Genomic DNA, 24,778 nt, shown 5'->3' on the forward strand with positions numbered 1-24,778 from the left:
TGCGGCGTCCGCGGGGTCCCTAGGCTTCGCCCGACCGCCCCCGACCAGGAGATCCCCGTGGCCATCAAGGTGAAGAGGCGCCGGTCCCCGGACGCGCCGAAGACGAGGTGGTGGGTCGCACTCCTCATGGTCGTGGGCCTGCTCGCCGGCCTGGTGGGGCTGGCCGTCGCCGGCCGCTGGTGGGCCATGACGGTGGCGCCGTGGCTCTACCTCGCCGCGGACGCCGACCACGCGCGGCTGGTGGCGATCCTGGTGACCCTCTGGGCGGTCTTCCCACTGGGGTGCCTGGGAGTCGCTCGAGTCTTCAAGCGCCACGGGCGGGTGGGGGGCTGGGCCGCGGTCGTGGCGCTGTCGCCGGTCGCCCTGTTCCTCTGGGGCACGATGCCTGGCCGCAACAACGGCGGTCGTCTCGCCCGCTCCCTGAACGAGGCGGTCGGCGGTGGCCTCGCCGACACCGGCGAGGTGTTCACGTCCATGGCGCTGGCCGGGCTGCTGGGCAACTTCGCGATCGTGCTGCTCGCGATGTCGATCCTCGGCTCACGCCCATCGTGGTGGCGGCGGTCCGTCGCGGCGGCGGTGCTGGTCGTCGCCTGGTCGGGCATCGGCCTGCTGGTGCTGCAGATCGTCGGTGACACCGAGCCGCGCGGCGCCTGGCTGGATCGGACGGCGGCGCAGGTCGACGGTGGCGACGAGGGGCTCACCGGGGACTTCCCCATCGGCATCGACGCCTCTGTGCTGGAGGTGGTCGACTGCGACACCGCCGCGTCCGCGCTGCGAGTCGCCGGCGACGTGCCCGAGCTCGCCGGCTGTCGCCAGGCGCTGCTGGTGTCGGCGACAGGCCGCTACGACGAGGGCGGGCAGCGGAGGTCGTCGGGGGAGCTGGTGGCCGTCGTCCTCCAGACCCGGACCGAGGGCCAGCTCGAGGACCTCGACGAGGCGCTGGACGGCGTCGAGCTGGTCGAGGGTGCGGGACTGCCGCAGGCGCCGGGGGCGACGCTGGCCACGGAGGCCACGCGCGCGCTGTCGCTGGTGGTGGCCGCCGAGGACACCGGGGACATCCCGCTCCCGTCCGAGGGGGCCGGGCTGCGCCCGCTCACCCGCGCCCTGGCGTACGTCGTCATCGGGACGGCGACGGGCTTCTACCTGGCTCCGCCGGACGAGCCGCCGGCGTCGCCGTCGCCGTCGTCGTGAGCGGACGGGTCAGCGGAAGGTGACCCCGCCGCAGCTGCAGTCGAACTGGGAGACCGACAGGCCGCCGTCGTCGTAGTCCACGGTGCTGAGCATCCATTGGTGCTCGTGTCCGCGGACGTCGACGGCGGCGGCCATCGCCTGGTCAGGCACGTGTCGCTCCGGGCTCAGATCTCGGTGCGGCGCTCGCTGACGGTCTGGCTGCCGTCGGGGTGGACGGTGGTGGCGGTGCTGCGGGCGCGGCGTCCGCTGTTCATCGTGACGGCCGAGAGGATGATGACGCCGAGTCCCACCAGCGCACAGATCCAGCCCACCATCTGCAGGTCGACCTCGTTGATGCTGTCCTGGACGGCCAGCGCCAGGACGAGTCCCACGACGAGGAGAAAAGCTCCGAGTCCGTATCCCATGTCGAGCTCCCTTGCTCCGTGGTCCCTTCCGTGGGACCAACCCCGGCCGGATACCCGGTCGCCCGTCCAGTGAAACATCGATAGAGGCCTCTGACCAGGCAAGATGCGGGTCGGCGCGCCGCCGGTGGACTAGCCCACCGGCGGGAGGTCGTCCAGGCACAGGGCGAGCAACCGGCCCGGGCGGCGCTCGGTGAAGACCTCCCAGCCCTCCTCGAAGGACACCTGGAGCAGCCGTCCGTGCCGGCGGACGAGCGCGGAGCGGGGCTGGACGTCGGCGTCGAAGTCGACCTCGACGCAGTCGTGGCGGTCCATGGCGCGCAGCAGGGCGCCGGTGGGCCGGCGCGCCTCCACCGTGCTCGCCGGCGGCTGCCCCGCAGGCCCCTCCGGGCCGGTGCCCCCGACGAGACCGAAGCCGAGCGCGACGACGGCGACCAGCACGACGGACTTGACCACGGTCAGCGCGACGGCGTGGCGTGGGGGCGGTCTGCGTCCCATGTCGGCACCTCCCGCCGCTCGCTCTGCAGTCCAACGAGGGATCCGAGGCGGGGTCACGGGGGTCACGGACCGACGCCGACCCGCCGTCGCTGCCGTCGTAGGCGAGGATGAGGCATGACCTGGTTCGCCTCACCCGCCGATGCCGCCGAGCGACTGACCGCGTCGGGCTACCTCGCCGACGCGGCCACCGCCACCACCACCTTCCTCGCCGGCGCTCTCGAGAAGCCGATGCTCATCGAGGGGCCCGCCGGCGTGGGGAAGACCGAGCTGGCCAAGGCCGTGGCGCGGGCGACGGGCGCCGAGCTGGTGCGGCTGCAGTGCTACGAGGGGCTCGACGAGGCGCGCGCGCTCTACGAGTGGAACTACAAGAAGCAGCTGCTGCGCATCCAGGCCTCGTCGGGCGACCAGGAGTGGTCGGCCACCCACGACGACATCTTCACCGAGGAGTTCCTGCTCACGCGGCCGCTGCTCACGGCGATCCGCCGCGAGGAGCCGACCGTCCTGCTCATCGACGAGGTCGACAAGACCGACGTGGAGGTCGAGGGGCTGCTGCTCGAGGTGCTCTCGGACTTCCAGGTGACGATCCCCGAGCTCGGCACGGTCGCCGCCGTACGTCGCCCGCTGGTCTTCCTGACCTCCAACGCGACCCGCGAGCTCTCCGAGGCCGTCAAGCGGCGCTGTCTCTACCTGCACCTGGACTACCCCGACGCCGAGCGGGAGCGCGAGATCGTCGCCTCGCAGGTGCCCGGGCTGGACGACAAGGTCGCCGGGCAGCTGGTCGCGACCGTCGGTCGGCTGCGCGAGCTGGAGCTGAAGAAGGCGCCGTCGATCGCGGAGTCCGTCGACTGGGCACGCACGCTGATCGCCCTCGAGATCCGCGACCTGGACGACAAGGCCGTCAACGACACCCTCGGCGTCGTGCTCAAGCACGCCTCCGACCACGACCGGGCGATCCGCGAGCTCCGGCTGAAGCGATGACTCCCGGCACCGGTCCGGCGCCGGCCGCCTCGGGGCTGGTCGACCGCCACATCGCCTTCCTCGAGGCGCTACGAGGGGCCGGCCTGCCCGTCTCGCTGGCGGAGGACCTGGACGCGATCGCGGCGCTCACCGCGCTGGACTGGTCCGAGCGCGTCGTCATCCGCGACGCCTACGCCGCCACGCTGGTCAAGCGGCAGGTGCAGCGCCCGACGTTCGAGGCGCTGTTCGACATCTACTTCCCGCGCCTCGTCGGCGCGGGCGCGGCGCCGAGCGACGAGGACGCGGCGGGGGAGGGGCCGGGCGCGCGCGACAACGCCCAGGCGCTCGCGTCGTTCCGCGAGGACCTCGTCGAGGCGCTCACCGCCGATGACGAGCAGCGGCTGCTACGGCTGGCCGCCGAGATGGTCGGGCGCTTCGGCGCCATGCCGGGGCGTGGCCCGGGCCTGTCGTCCTGGTCGGCGTACACCGCGATGCAGCGGGTCGCGCCGCAGGAGCTCCTCGACCGGATCATGGCGGCGCTGCTCGCCGAGGGCCGCACCGAGGAGGAGGCGCAGCGCACCTCGGGCCGCCGCATCGGCGCGTTCACGCGTCGCGTCGAGGACGACGCCCGGCGCCGGATCGCGGAGGAGAAGGGCCCCGACCACGTGGCCACCGTGGCGATCAAGCCCAGCATCGACCGGCTCGACTTCACCGCGGCCCGCAAGTCCGACCTCGAGGAGATGCGCCGGGAGATCTACCCGCTCGCGCGCCGGCTCGCGACGCGGCTGACCCAGGAGCACCACGCGCGCCGACGCGGGCCGCTGGACTTCCGGCGTACGGTCCGGGCCTCGATGTCCACCGGCGGGGTCCCCCTGGTCACCCACCACAAGCCCAAGCGGCCGCACCGCACCGAGCTCGTCGTCCTGTGCGACGTCAGCGGCTCGGTCGCCAACTTCGCGCAGTTCACGCTGCTGCTGGTCTTCGCCCTGCAGGACCAGTTCCAGAAGGTGCGTGCGTTCACCTTCATCGACCACGTCCACGAGGTCACCCACCACTTCCGGCCCGGCGCCGACGTCGTGGACGTGATGGCCGACCTCGCGGCGAGCACCTCGCACGCCGCCCTGTGGGGCCGCACCAACTACGGCCGGGCGCTCGCGAAGTTCGAGGAGTCGCACCCCGATGCCCTGGGTCCCAAGTCGTCGCTGCTGATCCTGGGCGACGCCCGCTCCAACTACAGCGACCTCCACGCCGACGTGCTGCAGCGCCTCGCCGACTCCACCCGGCACGCCTGGTGGCTCAACCCCGAGGCGCGGCGGCACTGGGGGACCGGCGACTCCGCGGCGCCGACGTACGGCGAGATCGTGCCGATGGTCGAGTGCCGCAACCTCACCCAGCTCGCCGAGTTCGTGCACGACCTCGCGATCTGATCGAGGCCCTAGCCCGCGAGGTAGCCGAGCGACTGGATGCGGGAGATCTCGGCGCGGAGCTCGGGGTGCGTGGCGGTGTCGGCCGCGCGGCCGCCGGTGACGTAGATGCTCTCGCCGTTGCGCCCGGCGCTGTCGAAGACCACCGTGAGCCGGTTGCTCGCGCCCGCGCTCATGAGCGAGCCGAGCACGGCGACCGGGTCGGAGCGGTCCTCCAACGACAGCACGCGGGTGCCGTCGGGGATCCGCGGCACGTGGGCCGACGGCGCCCCGGCGGTGACGACCTGGTCGATCACGAACGCCGTCGAGGGCAGCCCGGCGGCGACCTCGGCGGCCGTCACCCCGCCCTGGGCGGACCCGACCAGCATGACGTGGGCGGCGGTGTCGCCCTCCACGGCGGACTCGATGGCCTGCAGCACCTGCGCGGCGTACTCCGTGCGGTCGCCGCCGACCAGCCGCAGCCGGCGCCCGTCGCCGGTCGAGGGGCCGGGGAGGTAGGCGATGTAGCGGCCCTCGGTGACCTTGTGGACGACCACACTGGTGGCGGCGTGCTCGAGCGCGGACATCAGGTCGGCCAGCGTGCGGGGAGCCGCCGCGTCGGCGACGAGCGGCTCGGCCGTCGGCGTGGCCTCGACGAGGCCGCCGGCGGTGTCGCGGAGCGCGGCCCCGAAGTCGGCCGCCAGGGTCGGCACGCCCATGGCCCGCAGCCCGCCTCGGCCGGCGAGGCGGCCCTCCTCGCCCGACAACACGCCGGAGGTGAGCAGCGAGCGCATCTGGAGGCCGTCCAGCAGCCCGCCGCCGCCGCTGGTGACGTGCTCCATGAGCTCGGGGTTCTTCTCCGCCAGCTCGTTGAGGTACGCCGCCACGCCGTCGCGGTCGAGCGCGTCGGTCTCGATCAGGCCGGCCGACACGATCGCGCCGCCGAGCGCCACCTCGGGCGCGAGGTAGCCGATCGCGCGCCCGGCGATGGAGCCGAGGGTCTGGTAGGCCGCGACCTGCAGCTCGTCGATCCAGCGGTAGGTCAGCACGGTCGCGCGCAGGACCAGGGCGTCGGCGTCGAGCTCGATGGAGCGGGTCAGCAGGCCGCGGGTGCCGGTGGTCGCCGTGCGGATGTCCTCCTCCGCCTGGGCGTGCGTCGCGGGCGAGAGCTCGGCGGACGCCACGAGCTCGGGGTCGTCGACGATGTCGGAGCCGAGCCTGGCGCGCTCCCGCATCTCCTCGCCGGCCGAGTCGAAGTGGTCGGCCAGGCGCATCATGCGGTCGTACTTGTCGGCCAGGTCGAGGGCCTCGGCCTGCGTGGTCGGGACCTCGCGCTCCTCCCGGGCGGCGGCGGCCGTGACCGACTCCTGGCTTGTCTCGTCGTCGTTCATCGGGACACCTCCGCGAGGACCGGGGCCAGGTGGGGGGCGAGGTCGGCCGCGTCGACGCGCTGGACGCGCACGCGCAGGACCTCGTGCTCCAGGTGGGGACACAGGGCGCGCCAGCCGTCGGCCAGCAGCACCCACGAGACCACCCCCACCACGGTGGTGGACTCGGTCGAGACGTCGGCGACCATGCCGCGCAGGCGCCCCTGGGTCTCGCCGACCAGCGCGGTCAGGATCGCCACCAGCTCGGACTCGCCCAGCGCGCGGCCGGCCGCGTCGCGGGCGGCCTGCGAGTGCTGGGAGGCGAGGACGGGCAGCAGGTCGTTGCGCGAGGCCGCGGCCGCCTCGACGGCGGCGTCGACCAGCTCGTAGGGAAGGTCGACCTCGTCGGGCACGACGGAGTCGCGCAGCGCGAGGTCCTCGGGGACCACGGCGACCCGGGCGAGCTCGGAGGGCCAGTGGGCGGTGGGGAACCACGCCAGCTCGAAGACGATCCCGTCGACGGTGGCCAGGGTCGCCACCGCGTCACCGGCCTGCCGGTGCCAGGACTTGGCCTGCACGGAGTCGGCGGTGACGTCGAGGTCCAGCGCCAGGGTCGGGGTGGCCAGCAGGCCCACGGCGCCGACGAGGCCCTCGTCGACCACGCCACCGACCATCAGCCCGCGCCGGCCCAGCGAGTCGGAGCCCTCGTGCAGCGTGGCCACCGCGTCGGCGTACGCCTGGTCCTCGGAGGTCCCGCGCGTCTGGCCGAGGCGGCCCTCCAGGGGCGGCGCCTCGGGCGGGGCGGCGAGGTCGAACGGCAGCGGTGCGCCGCCGGCGTGCTCGGCGACCAGGCGCAGCTCGGCCAGCGTCAGCGTGGCCCGGCGGGGGAGGGCCTCGAGAGTCCCGACCGGCGGGGGCGGAGGCGTGCTGAGGTCGATGGTGGTCATGTGGTCCTCGAGTCGTCGCGGAGTCCGGGCAGCTCGACGGTCAGCCAGTCCCGGTGGCCCGGGGGCGGCAGGGTGACGGCGGCCAGGGCGAGGTCGTCGGCGTCGGCCACGCGGCGTACGGCGGCGTCGGCCTCCTCGTTGGCGGCCTCGACCTGGGCCACCCGGGTGCGGGCGTCGGCGACGAGCGAGGCCGCGGTGCGCTCCCGCTCGGCGATCGCGTCCTGCAGCGTGGTGACGTCCTGGGCGTGCCGGTCCAGCGAGTCGGCGGCGGTGTCGTGGGCGCCGGCGACCGCCCGCAGGTGGCCGGCCCGCTCCTGCACGCGCAGCCGCATGCTCTCGGCCGCCCGGCCGGTCCAGCCGAGGCTCTCGGTCTGCGCGACCAGCTGGTCGGCCAGCATCCGCACGTCGACGGCCTGCTCCCGCAGCTGGTCGGCGCGCCTGCGCAGCACGTCGGTGTCGCCGTACATCGTCACGCCCTCCGCCTGGCTCCGCCTGGTTGGTGCTCTGCCTGTTCGTGTCGTTCTGCGCTTTCCCTCGTTGAACTCTCCCGAAACGCTTCTGCGCGCCCGATCATGGTGTCGCCCGTCACGAAGGAGTCCCCATGCTGCGCTCCGCACCCGCTCGCGCGCTGGTCCTCGCGCTGGTCCTCACGCTGGGCGCCGCCCTCGGGCCGCTGTCCGCGCCCGCCGAGGCCGCGGCGGCCGTCGCCGCCGAGCCGCGACCCGCGGCGGTGTCCAAGCACGTGCGGCGCGTCGTGTTCGTCGGCAACAACTGGGAGGGCACGGCGGACGTGCTCGACCCGAGGACCTTCCGCCGGGTCGCCCGGATCGACGTCGTGCCCGACTACGCCGCCCGCATGCAGGAGATCGCGACCAACCCCTACCGGCTCGCCTACTTCCTGGCCATCCGCGAGCTCATCGGCGAGGGCAACGACCAGCTCGTCGACGACATGTACTCCTCACGCGACGGCCGCCTCGTCGTGGTCTCGCGCCCGTCCTTCGGTGACGTGGTCGCGATCAGCCTGCGCACGAAGAGGATCGTCTGGCGCTTCGCCGTCGCCGGGGTGCGCTCGGACCACATGGCGATCTCACCGGACGGCCGGCGCGTCGTGGTGAGCGCGTCCACGGGCAACGTCGTGCACGTGCTGCGCGTGGCGGACGGCAAGGAGGTGGGCCGCTTCCCCTCGGGCGGCTCCCCCCACGAGAGCGTCTTCATCGACGGCGGCCGCCGCATCCTGCACGCCAGCATCGGCATGGTCTACAGCCCGCTCGACGACCCGGCGCTCGACGCCACGAAGGACGACCGGGTGCTGCAGGTCGTCGACGCCACGACGTTCAAGGTCGTGCGCCGCTACGACCTGCGCAAGGCGCTCGACGCGCGCGGCCTGGACCAGGTCAGCACGGCGGTCCGCCCGATGACGCTCTCGCCGAACGAGAGGAAGATCTACCTGCAGCTGTCCTTCTTCCACGGCTTCGTCCAGCTGGACCGCCGTACGGGCCGGATCACCCGCGTACGCCGCCTGCCCAACCTGGTCCCGAACACCCCGCGCGAGCAGTACCTGCTCGACTCCGCCCACCACGGCATCGCCATGGACCCGACGGGCAAACGGCTGTGCGTGGCCGGCACGATGTCGGACTACGCGACGGTCGTGGACCCGCGCACGGGCCGGCACAGCCGTCTCATCAAGCGCGGCCTCAAGCCCTACTGGGTGACCCCGAGCTGGGACGGGCGCTACTGCTACATCTCCTGGTCCGGCTCCGACACGGTCTCCCGGATCAGCTACCGCACCGCCCGCGTCGTCAGCACCACCAAGGTCGGCGACCACCCCCAGCGCGTGCGCAACGGCGTCGTCCGCCGTGGCCTCCTCGCCCGCCTCGGCCACGCCACCTCGTCGGCCCCCACCCGCACCTCTCCCCTCTCCGCCTGGGAGCGCCCTGCGGGCGGATGAGCGCGCCGCCGGGATAGTCCCTCACGTCCGAGTGCTTTGAGAGACCTCCTACCCACGAATTTGTGAGGGACTATCCCGACGAGGCGAGCTAGGTCCAGTCGCGGCGGAGGCGGTCGAGGGCCTGCTCGATGTCGGTGCGGGGGCCGGCGAAGCTGAGCCGGACGTAGTGGTGACCCTCAGTCGTGTCGAAGTCGACGCCGGTGGCGAGCGCGACGCCGGTGCGGGCCAGGAGGTCGTGGGTGAAGGTCATCGAGTCCTGGGTGAGGTGGCCGACGTCGGCGTAGACGTAGAACGCGCCGTCGGCCGGCGCGAGCCGGGTGACGCCGAGGCCGGGGAGGGCGTCCAGGAGCAGCCGGCGGTTCTCCGCGTAGCGGCGCACGTGGCCGTCGAGCTCGGCGTACGTCGCGTCGTCGAAGGCCGCCAGGCAGGCGCGCTGGGCGATCACCGGCGGGCAGATCGTGAAGTTGCCGGTGAGGACGTCGACCGCGCGCCGCAGCCGCTCGGGCACCAGCATCCACCCGATCCGCCAGCCGGTCATCGAGAAGTACTTGGAGAAGCTCGAGAACACCACCGCCTCGCGGCTGGTCTCCCACGCCGAGCGCGCGAGCGTCTCGCCGCCGTCGAGGCCGGCGTACTCGATGCCGTGGTAGATCTCGTCGGAGATCAGCTGGACGGCGTTGTCGTCGCACCACCGCGCGATCGCCGCGAGCTCGGCGGGCAGGAGCATGGTCCCGGTCGGGTTGGCGGGGCTGGCGACCACGACCCCCTTGAGCGGCGTGCGCTCGTGGGCCTCGGCGAGCCGGGCCACCGTCGGCTGGAAGCGGGTCCCGGGACCGGTCGCGATCTCCACGACCTCGCAGCCCAGGGCGCTGAGGACGTTGCGGTAGCAGGGGTATCCCGGCCGCGCCATCGCCACGCGGTCGCCGACCTCGAACGCCGCCAGGAACGCCAGCAGGAAGCCACCGCTCGAGCCCGTGGTCACCACGACGTCGTCGGCGGTGACCTCGATGCCGTGCGTGCGGCGGTGGTGACCCGCGATCGCCTCGCGCAGCTCGAGGATCCCGGTCGCCGGCGTGTAGCCGAGCGGGTCGCCGCTGCCCAGCAGCCGCACCGCCTCGTCGCGCACCGGCGCCGGCGCCCCGCTGCTCGGCTGCCCGGCGAGGAGGTTGAGCACGTCGCCGTGCGTGCGCTGGCGCCGCGCGGAGGCCTCCAGCAGGTCCATCACGTGGAACGGCGGCACGTTGGCGCGCTGCGCCACCAGGAGGCGGTCGGTCACGGAGGTGAGGCTAACCCCCCGTGGGTTGAGGAAGGCGCGCTGGCGCCTGTCTCGAAACCCCCGGAGGTGTCCCCGACGCCGCGTTCGTCTCACCGGGTTTCGAGACGGTTGCTGCGCAACCTCCTCAACCGCCGGAGGCGGCGCGACGGGCGGCGGCCACACCAGCCCGTCGACCGAAGAACGACCCCTCGCCGAGCTGGGTGCCGGAGCAGTAGCCCTTGCCGTCCTGGGCGAGGTTGGAGGCGCAGGCGCCGGCGGCGTACAGGCCCGGGACGACCGAGCCGTCGGGGCGCTGGGCCTCCCCGTCGACGGTGACCCGGATGCCGCCGAGGGTGAAGCCGGCGTAGAGGGCGTGGCCCAGGCGCACGTCGAAGACCGCCCACGGGCCGACCGACTGCGGCGCCAGCCAGTCGGGCGCCTTGTGGAAGTCGGGGTCCTCGCCGCGCGCGGCGTGCTCGTTGTAGCGGTCGAGCGTCTCCTGCAGCGTCGTCTCCGCGACACCGAGGGAGGTGGCCATCTCCGCGACCGTCTCGAACCCGTCGAGGAGCGGGACGAGCGGCATCTTGGGGTACTCCACGTGCTCGCTGTCGACGATGAGGTACGCCGCCGAGCCGGTCTGCTCCATCACGAACTGCGACGTGCGCGAGTGGTAGCTGTCCTCGGCCACGAAGCGCCGACCCTCCTGGTTGACCAGCAGGCCCTTCACGAGCACCGACGGCGGGTAGAGCGGCGCGGTGATGAACGGCTCGTCCATGTGCTTGAGCTCGGCGCCGACCGACTGGCCCAGCCGGATGCCGAGCCCGTCGTCGTAGGTCGAGCCGAGCGTGAAGAGCTTGGACCCGAGGGCCGGGGTGTGCTCTGCGACCATGTCGGGGTTCATCACGAAGCCGCCCGCGGCGATGACGACCGCGGCGGCTGCGACGAAGCCGGTCTCGTCGAAGGAGCGCCAGGCGACCCCGGCGACCGCGCCGGCGTCGTCGACCACCAGGTTGGTCGCGCCGGTCTCGTAGCGCACGGTGACGCCCGCCTCCGCGACCCGGTCGCGAAGCAGGTCCATGACGATCCGGGTGCCCTCGGTGTCGCCGGGCACCGGGACCTTGTGGCCACGTGGAGCCGGGCGCGCCTGCTCGCGGAATGGCCAGACCTTCTCGTTGCCGGTGAACATCAGCCCCTGCGTCCCGGGCTGGATCACCGCCTTCTCGGGGTAGAAGCTGCGCTCGAACTCGAAGCCCAGCGCCTCCAGCCAGTCGAAGTGCTCGACCGAGCCGTCGCAGTAGGCCCGGATCTTGTCCGGCTCGGGGTCCTTCGACACGGCGAGCAGGTAGTCGTACATCGCCTCGACCGAGTCCTCCTGGCCGGTCGCCTGCTGCACCGCGGTGCCCCCGCCGAGGTAGAAGTGGCCGCCGGACATCGACGACGTGCCGCCGTGCACGGCCGCCCGCTCGAGCAGCAGCACGGAGGCACCGGCGCGGGCCGCCTCCAGCGCCGCGCAGCCACCGGCGATCCCGAAGCCGACCACCACGACGTCGTACGACGCGACGTCGGCGGGCAGGTCGCCCGCAGGCAGGACGTCGGGGACGGCGGTGCCCTTGGTGCTCATGGAGCAAAGGTAGAACATGTTCCAGTTTCACGCGACGGCGACCGGTCCGGGCGAGGGGCGCCGCACCGATAGACTGCGTCTCCGCCGCCCCGCCAAAGCAGGACGAGGTGACATGAGCTTCGACGTCCACCAGCTCGACACGTTCCTGCTGCTGGGCTCGGGCGTCACGTTGCTGGCCGTCCTCGCGGTGCGGCTCTCCTCGCGCGCCGGCCTGCCCAGCCTGCTGATCTACCTGCTCATGGGCGTCCTGCTGGGCGAGCAGGGCCTCGGCATCGATTTCGAGGACGCCGAGCTCGCCCACGCACTCGGCTTCGCCGCGCTGGTCCTGATCCTGGCCGAGGGCGGGCTCACGACCAGCTGGCGCGAGATCAAGCCGTCGATGCGCATCGGCGTCTCCCTGGCCTCGATCGGGGTCGCGGTGTCGGTCGGCGTCGTCGCCCTCGGCTCGCACTACCTGCTCGGGCTGTCCTGGGAGACCGCGGTGCTGCTCGGCGCGGTGACGTCCGCGACCGACGCCGCCGCAGTGTTCTCGGTGCTGCGCACGGTGCCGCTGCCACGGCGGCTGACCGGCTCGCTGGAGGCGGAGTCCGGGCTGAACGACGCTCCCACCGTCGTCCTGGTGGTGCTGGTGTCGACGGGCGCGGCCGCCGACGAGGGCATCTGGCGGATGCTCCTGGAGATCCTCTTCGAGCTGTCCGGCGGCGTGCTGCTGGGGCTCGCCGTGGGCTTCGGCGGCGCCTGGGTCATGCGGCGCGCGGCGCTGCCCTCGTCGGGTCTCTACCCGATCGCGGTCATCTGCCTCACGATGCTCGCCTACGCCGGTGGCGCCGCCGTGCACGTCTCCGGATTCGCCGCGGTCTACGTCGCCGCGCTGGTGCTCGGCAACTCCGAGCTCCCGCACCGCGGGGTGACGCGCTCGTTCTCGGAGGGGATCGCCTGGGTGGCCCAGATCGGGCTGTTCGTCATGCTGGGGCTGCTGCTGTCACCCGGCCGCATCTCGCTGGAGACGGTGGGCCTGGCCGTGGCCGCCGGCCTGATCCTCACCTTCGTCGCCCGCCCGCTCTCGGTGCTCGCGAGTGCGGTGGTGCAACCGATGCCGTGGCGGGACCTGGGCTTCCTGTCCTGGGCGGGCCTGCGCGGCGCGGTGCCCATCGTCTTCACCACGATCCCGCTGTCGGAGGGCGTCGCCGACGCCGAGCAGCTCTTCGACATCGTCTTCGTGATGGTCGTGATCTACACCCTGCTCACCGGACCGACCCTGCCGCTGGTGGCGCGGGTGCTCCGCGTGGCCCGGCGGTCGGAGCCCCGCGACCTCGAGCTCGAGGCGGCACCGCTCGACCGGGTCGCGGCCGACCTGCTGCAGATCACGATCAGCCCGGCGTCGCTCATGCACGGCGTCGAGGTGGGCGAGCTGCGACTGCCGCCCGGGGCCTCGGTGTCACTCATCATCCGCGAGGGCGAGGCCAAGGTCCCCGAGCGCCGCTCGGTCCTGCGCCACGGCGACGAGGTGCTCGTCGTGACCCCGCGCAAGCTGCGCGAGCGCACCGAGGAGCGCCTGCGCCAGGTCAGCCGGGGCGGCCGCCTGGCCCAGTGGCTCGACGAGCCGGACGTCCGGGACTAGGTCGTCGGCCGGGTCACCGGGTTTCGAGACGGTTGCTGCGCAACCTCCTCAACCCCCGGGACGGACGAAGCTACTCGACCACGCCTGTGTCGGCGTCGGCCTCGGCGGGCGGGCTGCAGATCTCGCTGTCCTGGTCGGACTGGACGGCCTTGCGGCCCTGGGCGAGCTCGACGAAGTCGTCGCCGACGATGACGTTGACCCCGGGCAGGCCGCTCTCGGTGCGGACGACCTTGGCGCGCTTGCCGAGGTAGCTCTTGACCAGGCGCACGGCCGGGTTGTCGGGGTCGTCGGTCCAGATCTCGGCGAAGGGGACGTCGGTGCCGTCGGGGGCGTTGCTGATGCCGCCCTGCCCGAAGCCGCCCTCGGTGAAGAGCTGCATGGTGCGCCCGGCCAGGCCCTCGCGGGTGCCGGCGTTCGCGACGCTCACCGTGACCTGGTCGGGGTAGACCTTGGTCTCGGCGGGGATGTCGGTGGGCCGGCAGACCGGCACCTCCTCGGAGGTGGTGAACGGCTCGGTGACCGCCCCCCAGCCCCAGGCGACGCCCAGCAGCAGCAGGAGCGCGAGCACCCCGAGGGTGATCGCGGTGCGGAAGCGCGCGAGCGCGAAGGCGGGCATCTCAGCCTTCCAGACGGTGGACGCGGGCGTGCAGGACGTTGCGCTGCTGGAGGGCCGCGCGCAGGGCGCGGTGCAGCCCGTCCTCCAGGTAGTACTCCTCGTGCCACTCCACGACGTGCGCGAACAGGTCGCCGTAGAACGTGGAGTCCTCGTCGAGCAGCGTGGCGAGCTGGAGGGTGTCCTTCGTGGTGACCAGCTCGTCGAGGCGCACCTGGCGCGGTGGCACGGCCGCCCACGCGCGGGTCGAGAGGCCGTGCTCGGGGTACGGCCTCCCGTCGCCCACGCGTTTGAAGATCACGCCGCGACTATAAACGGCGCCGAGCCACGCCCTAGATTGGCGGCATGACGCAGACCCCCGAGGACGCCGCCCCGCCGAGTGCCGTCGACGGAGCGGTGGCCCAGGCAGTGGCGCCCGGCTACGCGTTCGAGGGGGCCGTGCTCGAGCTGGGAGGGCTCATGCTGGACGCCGAGACGCTCTCGGACGTCCGGATCCGGATCCCGCTCGCCATGGTCAACCGCCACGGCCTGGTGGCCGGCGCCACCGGCACCGGCAAGACCAAGACGCTCCAGCTGCTCGCCGAGCAGCTGAGCGCCCAGGGGGTGCCGGTCTTCGCCGCCGACATCAAGGGCGACCTGTCCGGGCTCGCGACCCCCGGTGCGCCCGGGGACAAGATCACCGCCCGGGCCGCCTCCGTGGGGCAGCAGTGGCAGGCGACGGGCTTCCCGGTGGAGTACTACGCCCTGGGCGGCGAGGGCACGGGCATCCCGCTGCGCGTGACGATGAGTGCCTTCGGGCCCACGCTGCTGAGCAAAGTGCTGGGCCTCAACGACACCCAGGAGTCGAGCCTCGGGCTGGTCTTCCACTACGCCGACCGGGCCGGGCTGCCCCTGCTCGACCTCGCGGACCTGCGCGCCGTCGTCGGCCACCTCACCAGCGACGAGGGCAAGGCCGACCTCAAGGACCTCGGCGGGCTGTCCTCCTCGACGGCCGGGGTGATCCTGCGCGAGCTGATCTCGTTCCAGGACCAGGGCGCCGATGCGTTCTTCGGGGAGCCGGAGTTCGAGTCGGCCGACCTGCTCCAGGTGGCGGCCGACGGCCGGGGGCTGATCTCGCTGGTCGAGCTGCCGAACCTGCAGGACCGGCCCGCGGTCTTCTCGACGTTCCTGATGTGGCTGCTGGCCGACCTCTTCCACGACCTGCCGGAGGTCGGCGACATCGACAAGCCCAAGCTCGTCTTCTTCTTCGACGAGGCCCACCTGCTCTTCGCCGACGCCTCGAAGGACTTCCTGCAGCAGGTCGCCCAGACGGTCCGGCTGATCCGGTCCAAGGGCGTCGGGGTCTTCTTCGTGACCCAGAGTCCCACCGACGTGCCCGACGAGGTGCTGGCCCAGCTCGGCTCGCGCGTCCAGCACCAGCTGCGCGCCCACACGCCCAACGACGCCAAGGCGCTCAAGGCGACCGTCAACACCTACCCCACCAGCGCCTACGACGACCTGGGCGGCGTGATCACGAGCCTCGGCATCGGCGAGGCGGTCGTGACCGTGATGAACGAGCGCGGCGCCCCGACGCCGGTCGCCTGGACCCGGCTGCGAGCGCCGGAGTCGCTCATGGGTCCCAGCGACCCCGCCGCCATGCAGGCCGCGGTCGCGGCCAGCCCCCGCCACGCCAAGTACGCCGAGGCGGTCGACCGCGAGTCGGCCCGCGAGAAGCTCGCCGTCCGGCTCGAGGAGGGAGCGCGCAAGCGCGAGGCCGAGCAGGAGGCCGCCGCGGCGGCCAAGGCCCAGCAGGCCGAGGAGAAGACCCAGCAGAGGGCGGGCCGGTCGACCCGCCCGCGCCCCGACGCACCCGCCCGGACCTCACGCCGTACCTCTCAGCAGGAGGAGGGCGGCCTGGTCCGGGACGTGGTGCAGTCGGGTGCGTTCAAGGACTTCATGCGCACGGCCGCCCGCGAGATCGCCCGTGGCATGTTCAAGACCGGCCGGCGCTAGCCCCGGAGATCAAGCCGGGACGGGAGTACGAGCGCCAGCGAGCACTCCCAAGGGAGCGACGAAGTCGCTCCCCCTTCACCGGAAGTACGAGCGCTAGCGAGTACTTCCAATGAAGCGACGAAGTCGCTTCACGCGGTCCAGCGGACGGCGTCGTCGACCAGGTCGGCCAGGGCGTGGACGCCGCGCAGGTCCTCGCGCTCGCCCATCAGGGCGGTCAGGCCGCGTGCGTGACGCAGCTTGAAGGCGTCGCGGCGCTCGCGGGCGGCATCGGTCTCTTCGGCGGTGACGATGTTGTCTGCCATCGGGGGTCTCCCTCTGTCTCTCGGTGCTGCGGGTGGTGAGACCACTGTGGCTGCGCAAGATGCCCGGGAGGTTGACCCCGAGTTACAACGAGGTCTCATGAGCCCCGCGGCGACGTGATCCGGCTTACATTGCTCGCTGTGACCGACTACGAGGACATCTGCCAGCTCAAGTACCGCTACCTGCGCACGCTCGACACGAAGGACTGGGAAGCCTTCGAGGCCTGCTTCCAGCCCGACGCCACGGGCGACTACAACGGCCTGGTCTTCGACGACCGGGCGGCGCTGGTCTCCTACATGAAGGAGAACCTCGGCGAGGGCATGATCACCATGCACCAGGTGCACCACCCCGAGATCACCGTCGAGGGCGACGAGGCCACGGCGCGCTGGTACCTCGAGGACCGCGTCATCGTCGAGGCCTTCCGCTTCATGCTCGAGGGCGCGGCCTTCTACTCCGATCGCTACGTGCGTACGCCGGAGGGCTGGCGGGTCGCGCACACCGGCTACCGCCGTACCTTCGAGCTCTCCTACAACCTCGACGACCTGCCCAGCCTCAAGATCAACGGCCCGGGCGTGCACACCCACACCTGAGCGGTAGTCCCTGACGTTCGTGTCATCAAGAGCGCCCTCAGACGACACGAACGTCAGGGACTACCTCGAGGGCTGACTCAGAGGGTGGGGTCGGTCCAGGCGGTCTGGATGACCTCGGTGCCGCGGTCGCGGGTGATGAGGCGTCCGCGGCCGGCGGGCAGCGGGATCGGGCGCAGGTTGCCGAGCAGGGGACCCTCGTCGGGGCTGCCGGAGAGCAGCAGTCCCGGCATGGCGAGGTCGCGCATCGACTGGATGACCGGCTCGTAGAGCGCGCGCGACGCGCCACCGGAGCGGCGGGCCACGACGACGTGCAGCCCGACGTCGCGCGCCTGCGCGAGCAGCGGCTGGAGCAGCGCGACCGGCGAGGTCTGCTGGGTCGCGACGAGGTCGTAGTCGTCGACCACCACGAACACCTCGGCCCCGGTCCACCAGGTCCGGTTGCGCAGCTGCTCGGGCGTCACGTCCGGGCCCGGGATGCGGCTCTCGAGGTACGTCGCCAGGTCCTTGATCGCCGGCGTGGCCTGCGTCGCGGACGTGAGGTAGTTGAGCAGGTAGTCCTCGGGCACCTCGCCCAGCAGCGAGCGCCGGTAGTCGACCACGACGAGCTGCGCCTGCTTGGCCGAGCGCGTCCGCATCACCTCGTGGATGTAGGTGCGCAGGATCGAGCTCTTGCCGGACTGCCCGTCGCCGAAGATCAGCAGGTGCGGCTCGGCGTCCGGGTCGAGGGCGACCGGGGCCAGCTCCTTCTCGTTGATGCCGAGCACGAGGCGCAGGTCCTCGGTGCCGTCGCGCTCCTCGTCGGCCACGGGGCCTGCGGCCACGCCGGCGAGCTCACGCAGCTGCGCCAGCTCGATGCGCTCGGGCAGCAGCCGCAGCTTGGGTCCGGCCGGGCCGCGCCAGGCGGTGGCGACGCGGCTGATCAGCTCGTCGACGCCGTCGCCCAACGACGCGGCGTCCGGGTCGCCGTCGATGCGCGGGAGTGCGCCGAGGAAGTGCAGCTTGCTCTGCACCAGGCCGCGTCCGGGCCGGCCGGTCGGGACCAGCTGGGCGATCTTGCGGTCGATCTCGGAGTCGAGCGCGTCACCCAGGCGCAGCTCCAGCCGGGTGCCGAACAGGTCGCGCATCGCGGCGCGGAAGTCGGCCCACCGCGCGGCGCCGGTGACGATGTGGAGCCCGAACGTCAGGCCGCGCGAGGCGAGCTGCTGGATCTCCAGCTCGAGGTCGTCGAAGTCCGAGCGCAGCGTGCTCCAGCCGTCGATCACCAGGAAGACGTCGCCGTAGCCGTCGTCGACGCGGCCCTGCGCGCGGCGGGTCCGGTAGGTCTCGATCGAGTCGATGCCGTTGGCGCGGAAGTAGGCCTCGCGCCGGTCCACCACGCCCGAGACCTCCGCCATGATCCGGCGTACGACGTCGGGCTCCGAGCGCGTGCCCACGCCCGAGACGTGGGGCAGCCGGGTCAGCGGCGCGAACGTGCCGCCGCCGAAGTCGAGCACGAAGAACTGCGACTCCTGCGGCGTGGTGGTCAGCGCCATGCTGGTGACGATGGTGCGCAGCATCGTGCTCTTGCCGCTGCGCGGGCCGCCCACGACGGCCACGTGCCCCGAGGCGCCGCTCAGGTTGATGGTCAGGGTGTCGCGGCGCTGCTCGCGCGGGCGGTCCACCGTGCCGAGCGGGACGACCAGCCCGCCGAGGGCGCGCCACTGCTGCGAGACGAGGCCCAGCTCGGGGTCCTCGCCGAGGTCGCTCATCAGCTCGTCGAGGGTGTCGGGGACGTCGAGCGGCGGCAGCCAGACCTGGTGCGCCGCCGGGCCGTGGCCGACCATGTGCTCGACGGCCAGGTCGAGCAGCGTCTCCTGGCTGTCCGGCTCGACCTCGGGCTGGACCTCCGGCTCGGGCTCGTTGACCTCGAGCTTGTGCACCTCGGAGATCGTGAACGGCAAGATGCCTTGGAGGTGCCCGCCCTCGTCGCGCCGGACCCGCACGCGCCCGGTGGCCGGCGGCCCCGAGACGTACGCCGCCTTGAACCGCGTCATCGAGGTCGGGTCGGGCTTGAGGAAGCCCAGGCCCGGCACGGCCGGCAGCTCGTAGGCGTCGGGCACGCCCAGCACCGCCCGCGACTCCTGGGCGCTGAAGGTGCGCAGACCGACGCGGTAGGACAGGTGCGACTCCAGCCCGCGCAGCCGGCCCTCCTCCAGGCGCTGCGAGGCGAGCAGCAGGTGCAGGCCGAGCGAGCGGCCGAGGCGACCGATGGCGACGAACAGGTCGATGAACTCCGGCTTGGCCGACAGCATCTCGGAGAACTCGTCGACGACGAGGAACAGCGACGGCATCGGGTCCAGCTCCTCGCCGGCGACCCGTGCCTTCTCGTAGTCGCGGATCGAGGCGTAGTTGCCTGCGTCGCGCAGCAGCTCCTGGCGGCGCACCATCTCCCCGGACAGGGCGTCCTGCATGCGGTCGACGAGCGTGAGCTCGTTGGCGAGGTTGGTGATGACGGCCGAGACGTGAGGCATCTCGGACATGCCCGCGAAGGTGGCGCCACCCTTGAAGTCGACGAGCACCATGTTGAGCTGCTCGGGGGAGTGCGTCATCGCGAGCCCGAGGACGAGCGTGCGCAGGAACTCCGACTTGCCGGAGCCGGTCGCGCCGATCACCAGGCCGTGCGGGCCCATGCCCTGCTGGGCGGACTCCTTGATGTCGAGGTGGACCAGGCCGCCGCCCTCGCCGAGGCCGATCGGCACCCGGAGCCGGTCGCGCGCCGGGCGCGGACGCCAGGCGGCGGCGGGGTCGAAGCGGCGTACGTCGCCCAGGCCCAGCAGGTCCATGAAGTCGGTGGGGCCGGTGATCTCGCCGGTGCTCACCGCCTCCGGGGCGCCGGAGCTCACGGTGTGCATGGGCGTCAGCCGGCGCGCGAACGCCTCGGCGGTGGCGAGGTCGCACTGGTCGCCCTTGGCGCGGATCTCCTCCTCGCGCAGCCGCAGCGCGACCACGGGGACCTTGTTCTCGTCGTCGATCGCCGGGCCGTCGAGCTGGATGCGCAGGCGGCTGGGGTCGTCGAGCTCGCCCCAGCGCGCGGGCAGGTCGAGCACGGTCACACCGTGCAGGCCGTCCGGCGGGATGACGTGGTTGCCCGGCGGGAGCTCGACGCCGTCGGTCACGAGCAGGATGTGGGGCGTGGCCGGCCGCTCGTCGGCGCCGAAGCGCGGACGGTCGCTGAGGTCGGGCGGCAGCAGGTTGGCCAGGTCGGCCAGCGACGTCGTGACCATCCGCATCGGCCCGACGGCGTCGCTCTGCTCGGCGCTGAGGGCGTGCGGCAGCCACTTGATCCAGTCCCAGTGGGCCAGGTGCATCTCCGAGGACAGCACGGCCAGGACCAGGTTGTCGGGGGAGTGGAACGCCGTGGCGGAGCAGATGATGGCGCGCGCGAGGCTGCGCGCCTCCTCCTCGTCGCCGCAGATCTCCACCCGGTCGAAGGCCCGCAGGTCGATCGAGGCCGGCAGGTCCGGCTGGAGCCGGTGGACGACGAGCAGCCGGTGCAGCGCGGAGGCGGCCGCCGGGTCGACCTCGTCGATCGGGGCGCTCTCGGGCGGCACCAGCTCGAGGGCGAGCGGCTGCGCGCAGAGGCCGTAGCGCACGTGCAGGAACTGCGGGTCGCTCGAGACGTGCTCCCAGATGCGGGAGCGCTCCTCGGCCATCGCCGGCAGGGAGGCCGGGTCGGGGTGGTGCCAGGTCAGCGCGCGGCGCTGCTGGTCGGCGGACTCGCGCGCGACCTTGCGGACGTTGCTGAGGTAGCGCAGGTACTCCGTGCGGGAGCCGGTGACCTGCTGCGCGCGCTGCTTCCGCTGACGGTCGACCTGCACGAGGATGAAGCCGACGGTGGCGAAGAGGAACATGCCGGCGGCGATGAAGCGGATGCCGTTGCTGCTGCCGGTCCGCGCGCCCATGGTCGCGACCAGCACGATCGAGCCGAGGCTGCCCAGCATCGGGATGGCGTTCATCATGACGCCGGCGGCGCCCTCGGCGGGCTGGATCTGGGGCGGCGGCTGCAGGACCAGCTGCCCGGTGGGCATCTCCGGCTCGTCCACCCGTGCCCCGCGAAGCGTCGTGCTCACGCTCAACCGTCCCCTTGCCGTCGACCGGTGGTGCCCGAGAGGGCCGGGCACCGCTCTCAGCGGTGGCTTGATGATAGGCGTACGTCAACGATTAGGCTGCCCACGACCGGACGGGCTCGTCCGGACCCTTCGGGAGGCGACGTGAGCGGGTCGGGCAACGGGGCGGCCGCGGGTGCGGCCGACGCGGTCGCGCTGACCGTGCTCGGTCCCTCCGGCGCGCTCGACCTCCTGGTGCCGGCCGGTGCCTCGGCCCACGACGTGGCCCTCGAGTACGCCGCCCAGGCCGGCGTCAGCGCCCCGCCGACGATCCACACGCGGGTGGGCGACCCGCTCGCCCCCGACGCCACCCTCGAGAGCGCCGGCATCGGCGCCGGCTCCCTCGTGGTCGCCCTGGCGGAGTCCGCCGCCCGCCCCACCGTGACCGGCCGCCGCCGCCGGGCGACGACAGGACCGGCGCCACGCCAGAGCCCGCCGGGCGCGCTCTCGGTGCTGTGGTTCTGCGTCAGCACGGCCGCCGCGCTGCTCGCCGGCTGGTTCGCCTCGCAGCAGGAGCCCTCCGAACAGCGCACCGCCACCGTCGTCCTGCTCGGCGTCGCCGCCGCGATCGGGGTGCTGCCGGTCGGTCGCTACGCCGCGCACCGGATCCTCGCCGCGCCCGCCTTCGCCGCGGCGGCGGCGTTCGTGGTGGCGTGGGACCCCGCACCCGAGCGGCTGCCCACGATCGTCGGTGTCGCCGCCCTCACCGGCGCGGTCACCGCCGCGGTGGCGCGCGCCCTCGACCGCCACTCCGAGGAGGCGTTGCGGGTCTGGGTGTCCGTGGGCATCGGCGTCTTCGTGGTGACCTGCGGCGCCGCGCTCCTCGACCTCCGGCCCCAGGTGGCGTGGGCCGTGCTGCTGGTCGCGGCCATGCTCGCCGCGCGGTTCGTGCCGATGCTGGCGATCGACGTGCCGGACCAGTTCCTGATCGACCTGGAGCGGCTGGCCGTCACGGCCTGGTCGGCGCGCGACCGACCCACCGGACGCCGTGGCCGGATCGTCGTACCCCCGCGTGCGGTGGAGGTCGTGGCCGTGCGCGGCACCCGCATCGTCACCGCGTCGTCGGCCGCGATCCTCGCGGTCACCGTGGTGTCGGCGCCCCTGCTGCTGGCCACCGCCACCCAGCGCCCCGACGCCCTCGGCGCGCGCTGCCTCGTGGGCTTCGCCGGCTGCTCCCTGCTGTTCGTCGCGCGCACCTACCGTCACGTCGCGGCCCGAGCGCTGCTGCGCGTGGCGGGCCTGGTGTGCGGGCTCGCGCTGCTGGTCCTCCTCTTCGACGTCCTGCAGACCGACACGCTGCTGGTGGTGGGGATCCTGGCCGTCGTGGTCGCCGCCCTGCTGCTGCTGGTCTCCGTGGCTCTCGGCAGGGGGTGGCGCTCGGCCTGGTGGTCGCGCCGGGGCGAGGTCGCCGAGTCGGTCTGCGGGTCCTTCGCCGTGGGCTCGCTCGTCGTCGCCGTGGGGCTCTTCCGGCAGCTGTGGGAATTGACAGGCTGAGGTTTAGGGGTCCTGCCTCCGGGTAGACACCTGCTTGTCCGGATCGCACGCCGAGAAGGACCACGAACCACCTGGCACCACTGCCACACGAAGAGAACCCACGATGCGCGGCGACATGCCGCCACACATGAAGGAGCAGGCGACATGTCGGAAAACTCCAACGAGTTCGGCCAAGGCGAAGGTGTACTCACCCGCGCCGCTGGAATGGTGGCGGACGCTCGCACCGACTTCAACAACATCAGCCGTCAGCTGACGGACCAGATCTCCTCGGTCCAGGGCCGCTGGGGCGGCCAGGGCGCCACGGCGTTCTTCGCCCTGCAGCAGGCGTGGACCGAGAAGCAGCAGACGATCGTCGACGCGCTCAACGAGTTCGAGAACTCCCTCGGCGTCACCGAGCGGGACAACGTCAACACCGACGAGTCCCAGGGCACGAACTTCGCCAACCTGACCCACAAGCTCGGCTGACCGCCGCACTCAGACCAAGGAGAACGATGATGAGCATGGATGGAATCAAGGTCAACCACGGCGCGGTCGACCAGGCCGCCGCCGACATGTACCAGAAGGTCAAGGACATCGACGACCGGATGAACCGTCTGGAGTCCGAGCTCGAGCCGCTGCGCAGCCAGTGGGTCGGTCAGGCCCAGTCGCAGTACACCGTCTCGAAGGCCAAGTGGGACAACGCGATCCAGGAGATGCGCGACCTCCTCGACAAGAGCAGCCAGACGGTCTACCAGTCCAACGCCGAGTACCAGGCCGCCGACAAGCGCGGCGCGGCGCAGTTCGAGATCTGATCTCACTGCCCGATGGACACGACGGCGAGGGGGCCGGCACCGCGAGGTGTCGGCCCCCTCGCCGATGCGGCCATCAGCCCTGTCCCGGGTCGGGACACCGCGACACGAGCGCCGGTGGACCGATGACGACGACGCCGCCCCCGGTGTGATCGACTGACGCCCGGCAGGGCGCGGACGGGCCGGTAGCATCCGGCTCGCTCGTGAAGGCCGGCCGCGGCCGGACCCACCTGCCGGCTCGCACAGTGACCGCTGCGAACACCTGAGGGAGAGACGATGACCCAGGCCCCGACCACATCCTCGGGACTGGTGCGGGTGACGGTGACGTCGGGCACGCGCCGGGTGGACCTCGTGCTGCCGGGCGCGGTGCCGGTGGCCGAGCTCGTCCCCGAGCTCGCCCGGAGCGTCGGCCTCCTCGACTCCAGCACCGTCTACGGCGGCTACCGCCTGGTCACCTCGGAGGGGCGTCGTCTCGCCCCCGACTCGGGGCTCACCCTGCAGGGGGTCGAGGACGGCGGGACGCTCACCGTCACGGCCGGCATCGACGAGGACCCGCCGCGCGTCTACGACGACGTGGTCGAGGCCATGACGGACGTCGTCGAGCGTGACCTCAAGCCGTGGCAGCCGGCGTCCGGGCGGCGGGCCGCGCTCACCGCGGCCGCGCTCCTGATGACCCTGGGCGCCGTGGCGCTGCTGATCCAGGACGGCCAGCAGCTCGCCGCCGTGGCCGCCGCGACGGTGGCGTTCGCGCTGGTCGCCGCGGCGATCGTGCTGTCGCGCGCCGAGCGCGAGGCCGAGGCAGCGGTCGCAGTGGCCTGGATGGCCGCCGGGTACGCCGCCGTGGCGGGGCTGATGCTCGCGCCCGACGGTCCGCTCTTCGACTACCCCGTCGCCTGCGCCGGCGCCGGCGCGCTGCTCGCCGGGGTGGTCTGCCTCGTGGGCCTCGGCGAGGGCCGCACGCTGGTGCTCCCGCCGGTCGTGGTCGGCGCGGTCTTCCTGGCCGTCGGCCTGCTGCTGCACGCCACCGACCTCCGGGCGGCGGCGGTGCTGACGGTCGTGCTCACCGTGGTCGTCATGATCGGCAGCGTGTTCCCCTGGCTGGCGCTCGGCGTCACCGGCACCTCGGTCGACCAGCTCTACTCCGACGCCGACATCACCGCCGACCCCGCCGACGTCGACCCCTCCCAGGTCGGGGCGGACGCTCGCGTCGCGCACGAGATCCTGGTCTCCATCTCCGGCACGGTCGGCCTGCTCCTGCTCGCGATCGCACCGCTCGCGGTCTCGCTCGGGCTCTTCGGGACGCTGCTGGCCGTCGACGCCTGCCTCATCGTCATGCTCCGCACCCGCCAGTACCGCACCGGCTCGGAGGTCCTGGTGGGCCTCGGCTCCGGCGTGGTCGGGCTGGTCTCGACGGCGGTGTCCCTGCTGGTGCAGTTCCCGCAGTGGCACCCGATCACGGCGGTGGTGCTCGCCGCGTCCGGTGGGGTGCTCCTCGCGTCCACGCTGCTGCCCGGCTCGCCGTCGGTCCGCCGGGGCCGCCTGGGCGACGTCCTCGAGAGCGTCGCGCTGCTCACCCTGCTGCCCCTGCTCGTCCTGGCCATCGGCGTCTTCGACGTGGCCCAGTCCGTCACCTCCCCGGGCTAGACG

The 24,778-nt window shown here is 72.8% G+C and carries 23 protein-coding genes; 11 read left to right on the top strand and 12 right to left on the bottom strand.

Annotated elements, in window-relative coordinates; all coding sequences use genetic code 11:
• Positions 1-57 precede the first annotated feature (57 nt).
• Positions 58-1,191 (top strand): hypothetical protein, encoded by a 1,134-nt coding sequence (locus E4622_RS18800; RefSeq protein WP_134740990.1) that lies wholly within the window; start codon positions 58-60, stop codon positions 1,189-1,191.
• Positions 1,192-1,200: 9 nt separating this feature from the next.
• On the opposite strand, the gene E4622_RS22905 is transcribed toward E4622_RS18800, so the two are convergent.
• The 3 genes from E4622_RS22905 to E4622_RS18810 all read right to left on the bottom strand — a co-directional run bounded on the left by E4622_RS22905 (position 1,201) and on the right by E4622_RS18810 (position 2,090).
• Positions 1,201-1,341, bottom strand: a complete 141-nt coding sequence (locus tag E4622_RS22905; RefSeq protein ID WP_167736099.1) for a hypothetical protein — start codon at positions 1,339-1,341, stop codon at positions 1,201-1,203.
• Positions 1,342-1,355: 14 nt separating this feature from the next.
• Positions 1,356-1,595 (bottom strand): DUF6458 family protein, encoded by a 240-nt coding sequence (locus tag E4622_RS18805; protein ID WP_134740991.1) that lies wholly within the window; start codon positions 1,593-1,595, stop codon positions 1,356-1,358.
• Positions 1,596-1,724: 129 nt separating this feature from the next.
• Positions 1,725-2,090, bottom strand: coding sequence for a hypothetical protein (locus E4622_RS18810; protein ID WP_134740992.1), 366 nt, complete (start codon positions 2,088-2,090; stop codon positions 1,725-1,727).
• A gap of 114 nt (positions 2,091-2,204) precedes the next feature.
• Here E4622_RS18810 and E4622_RS18815 point away from each other — a divergent pair, with 114 nt between their 5' ends.
• Both E4622_RS18815 and E4622_RS18820 read left to right on the top strand, forming a co-directional pair.
• Positions 2,205-3,068: a MoxR family ATPase gene (locus E4622_RS18815; RefSeq protein WP_134740993.1), complete on the top strand. Its 864-nt coding sequence runs from the start codon at positions 2,205-2,207 to the stop codon at positions 3,066-3,068.
• Positions 3,065-4,474, top strand: a complete 1,410-nt coding sequence (locus tag E4622_RS18820) for a VWA domain-containing protein (RefSeq protein WP_134740994.1) — start codon at positions 3,065-3,067, stop codon at positions 4,472-4,474. The genes E4622_RS18815 and E4622_RS18820 overlap by 4 nt, the downstream gene beginning before the upstream one ends.
• An 8-nt stretch (positions 4,475-4,482) precedes the next feature.
• Here E4622_RS18820 and E4622_RS18825 read toward each other — a convergent pair whose 3' ends face one another.
• The 3 genes from E4622_RS18825 to E4622_RS18835 are packed head-to-tail and all read right to left on the bottom strand — an operon-like array spanning position 4,483 to position 7,237.
• Positions 4,483-5,841 carry a hypothetical protein gene (locus E4622_RS18825; RefSeq protein ID WP_134740995.1) on the bottom strand — a complete coding sequence of 453 codons (1,359 nt, stop codon included), beginning with the start codon at positions 5,839-5,841 and terminating at the stop codon, positions 4,483-4,485.
• Positions 5,838-6,764, bottom strand: coding sequence for a hypothetical protein (locus E4622_RS18830; protein WP_134740996.1), 927 nt, complete (start codon positions 6,762-6,764; stop codon positions 5,838-5,840). The genes E4622_RS18825 and E4622_RS18830 overlap by 4 nt, the downstream gene beginning before the upstream one ends.
• On the bottom strand, positions 6,761-7,237 hold the full coding sequence (locus E4622_RS18835; RefSeq protein WP_134740997.1) for a hypothetical protein: 477 nt from the start codon (positions 7,235-7,237) through the stop codon (positions 6,761-6,763). Before E4622_RS18835 ends, E4622_RS18830 begins: the two co-directional genes overlap by 4 nt.
• A gap of 128 nt (positions 7,238-7,365) precedes the next feature.
• Between E4622_RS18835 and E4622_RS18840 the strand changes: the two genes are divergently transcribed.
• Positions 7,366-8,712 carry a YncE family protein gene (locus E4622_RS18840; RefSeq protein WP_209021961.1) on the top strand — a complete coding sequence of 449 codons (1,347 nt, stop codon included), beginning with the start codon at positions 7,366-7,368 and terminating at the stop codon, positions 8,710-8,712.
• Positions 8,713-8,800: 88 nt separating this feature from the next.
• On the opposite strand, the gene E4622_RS18845 is transcribed toward E4622_RS18840, so the two are convergent.
• The gene (locus E4622_RS18845) at positions 8,801-9,988 is read right to left on the bottom strand and encodes a pyridoxal phosphate-dependent aminotransferase (protein WP_134740998.1); all 1,188 of its coding nucleotides are present in this window, start codon (positions 9,986-9,988) and stop codon (positions 8,801-8,803) included.
• Between the two features lie 124 nt (positions 9,989-10,112).
• On the bottom strand, positions 10,113-11,588 hold the full coding sequence (locus E4622_RS18850; RefSeq protein ID WP_134740999.1) for an FAD-binding protein: 1,476 nt from the start codon (positions 11,586-11,588) through the stop codon (positions 10,113-10,115).
• Positions 11,589-11,700: 112 nt separating this feature from the next.
• On the opposite strand from E4622_RS18850, the gene E4622_RS18855 reads away from it, so the two are divergent.
• Entirely contained in the window at positions 11,701-13,209 is a 1,509-nt protein-coding gene (locus tag E4622_RS18855; protein ID WP_134741000.1) for a potassium/proton antiporter, read from the top strand.
• 70 nt (positions 13,210-13,279) lie between these two features.
• On the opposite strand, the gene E4622_RS18860 is transcribed toward E4622_RS18855, so the two are convergent.
• Positions 13,280-13,825, bottom strand: coding sequence for a LytR C-terminal domain-containing protein (locus E4622_RS18860; protein ID WP_134741001.1), 546 nt, complete (start codon positions 13,823-13,825; stop codon positions 13,280-13,282).
• 1 nt (position 13,826) lies between these two features.
• Complete coding sequence (locus E4622_RS18865) at positions 13,827-14,123, bottom strand: type II toxin-antitoxin system VapB family antitoxin (RefSeq protein WP_134741002.1); 297 nt, start codon at positions 14,121-14,123, stop codon at positions 13,827-13,829.
• A 44-nt stretch (positions 14,124-14,167) separates the two neighbouring features.
• Between E4622_RS18865 and E4622_RS18870 the strand changes: the two genes are divergently transcribed.
• On the top strand, positions 14,168-15,814 hold the full coding sequence (locus tag E4622_RS18870; RefSeq protein WP_134741003.1) for a helicase HerA-like domain-containing protein: 1,647 nt from the start codon (positions 14,168-14,170) through the stop codon (positions 15,812-15,814).
• Between the two features lie 128 nt (positions 15,815-15,942).
• Here the strand turns inward: E4622_RS18870 and E4622_RS22910 are convergent, their stop codons facing one another.
• Complete coding sequence (locus tag E4622_RS22910; protein WP_167736100.1) at positions 15,943-16,116, bottom strand: hypothetical protein; 174 nt, start codon at positions 16,114-16,116, stop codon at positions 15,943-15,945.
• 138 nt (positions 16,117-16,254) lie between these two features.
• On the opposite strand from E4622_RS22910, the gene E4622_RS18875 reads away from it, so the two are divergent.
• Positions 16,255-16,704, top strand: a complete 450-nt coding sequence (locus E4622_RS18875; RefSeq protein ID WP_134741004.1) for a nuclear transport factor 2 family protein — start codon at positions 16,255-16,257, stop codon at positions 16,702-16,704.
• 77 nt (positions 16,705-16,781) lie between these two features.
• On the opposite strand, the gene eccCa is transcribed toward E4622_RS18875, so the two are convergent.
• Entirely contained in the window at positions 16,782-20,813 is a 4,032-nt protein-coding gene (gene eccCa / locus E4622_RS18880) for a type VII secretion protein EccCa (RefSeq protein ID WP_245156046.1), read from the bottom strand.
• Between the two features lie 141 nt (positions 20,814-20,954).
• Here eccCa and E4622_RS18885 point away from each other — a divergent pair, with 141 nt between their 5' ends.
• The 4 genes from E4622_RS18885 (at position 20,955) to eccD (ending at position 24,775) form a co-directional block, all read left to right on the top strand.
• Positions 20,955-22,343, top strand: coding sequence for a hypothetical protein (locus E4622_RS18885; protein ID WP_134741005.1), 1,389 nt, complete (start codon positions 20,955-20,957; stop codon positions 22,341-22,343).
• Between the two features lie 144 nt (positions 22,344-22,487).
• The gene (locus tag E4622_RS18890) at positions 22,488-22,808 is read left to right on the top strand and encodes a WXG100 family type VII secretion target (protein WP_134741006.1); all 321 of its coding nucleotides are present in this window, start codon (positions 22,488-22,490) and stop codon (positions 22,806-22,808) included.
• Between the two features lie 29 nt (positions 22,809-22,837).
• Positions 22,838-23,134, top strand: coding sequence for a WXG100 family type VII secretion target (locus tag E4622_RS18895; protein WP_167736102.1), 297 nt, complete (start codon positions 22,838-22,840; stop codon positions 23,132-23,134).
• A gap of 273 nt (positions 23,135-23,407) precedes the next feature.
• A complete protein-coding gene (gene eccD, locus E4622_RS18900; RefSeq protein ID WP_134741008.1) occupies positions 23,408-24,775 on the top strand; it encodes a type VII secretion integral membrane protein EccD in 1,368 nt (455 codons plus the stop codon).
• The last annotated feature ends 3 nt before the right edge of the window (positions 24,776-24,778 follow it).

Source organism: Nocardioides sp. 503, from assembly GCF_004522095.1.
Lineage (GTDB): Bacteria > Actinomycetota > Actinomycetes > Propionibacteriales > Nocardioidaceae > Nocardioides.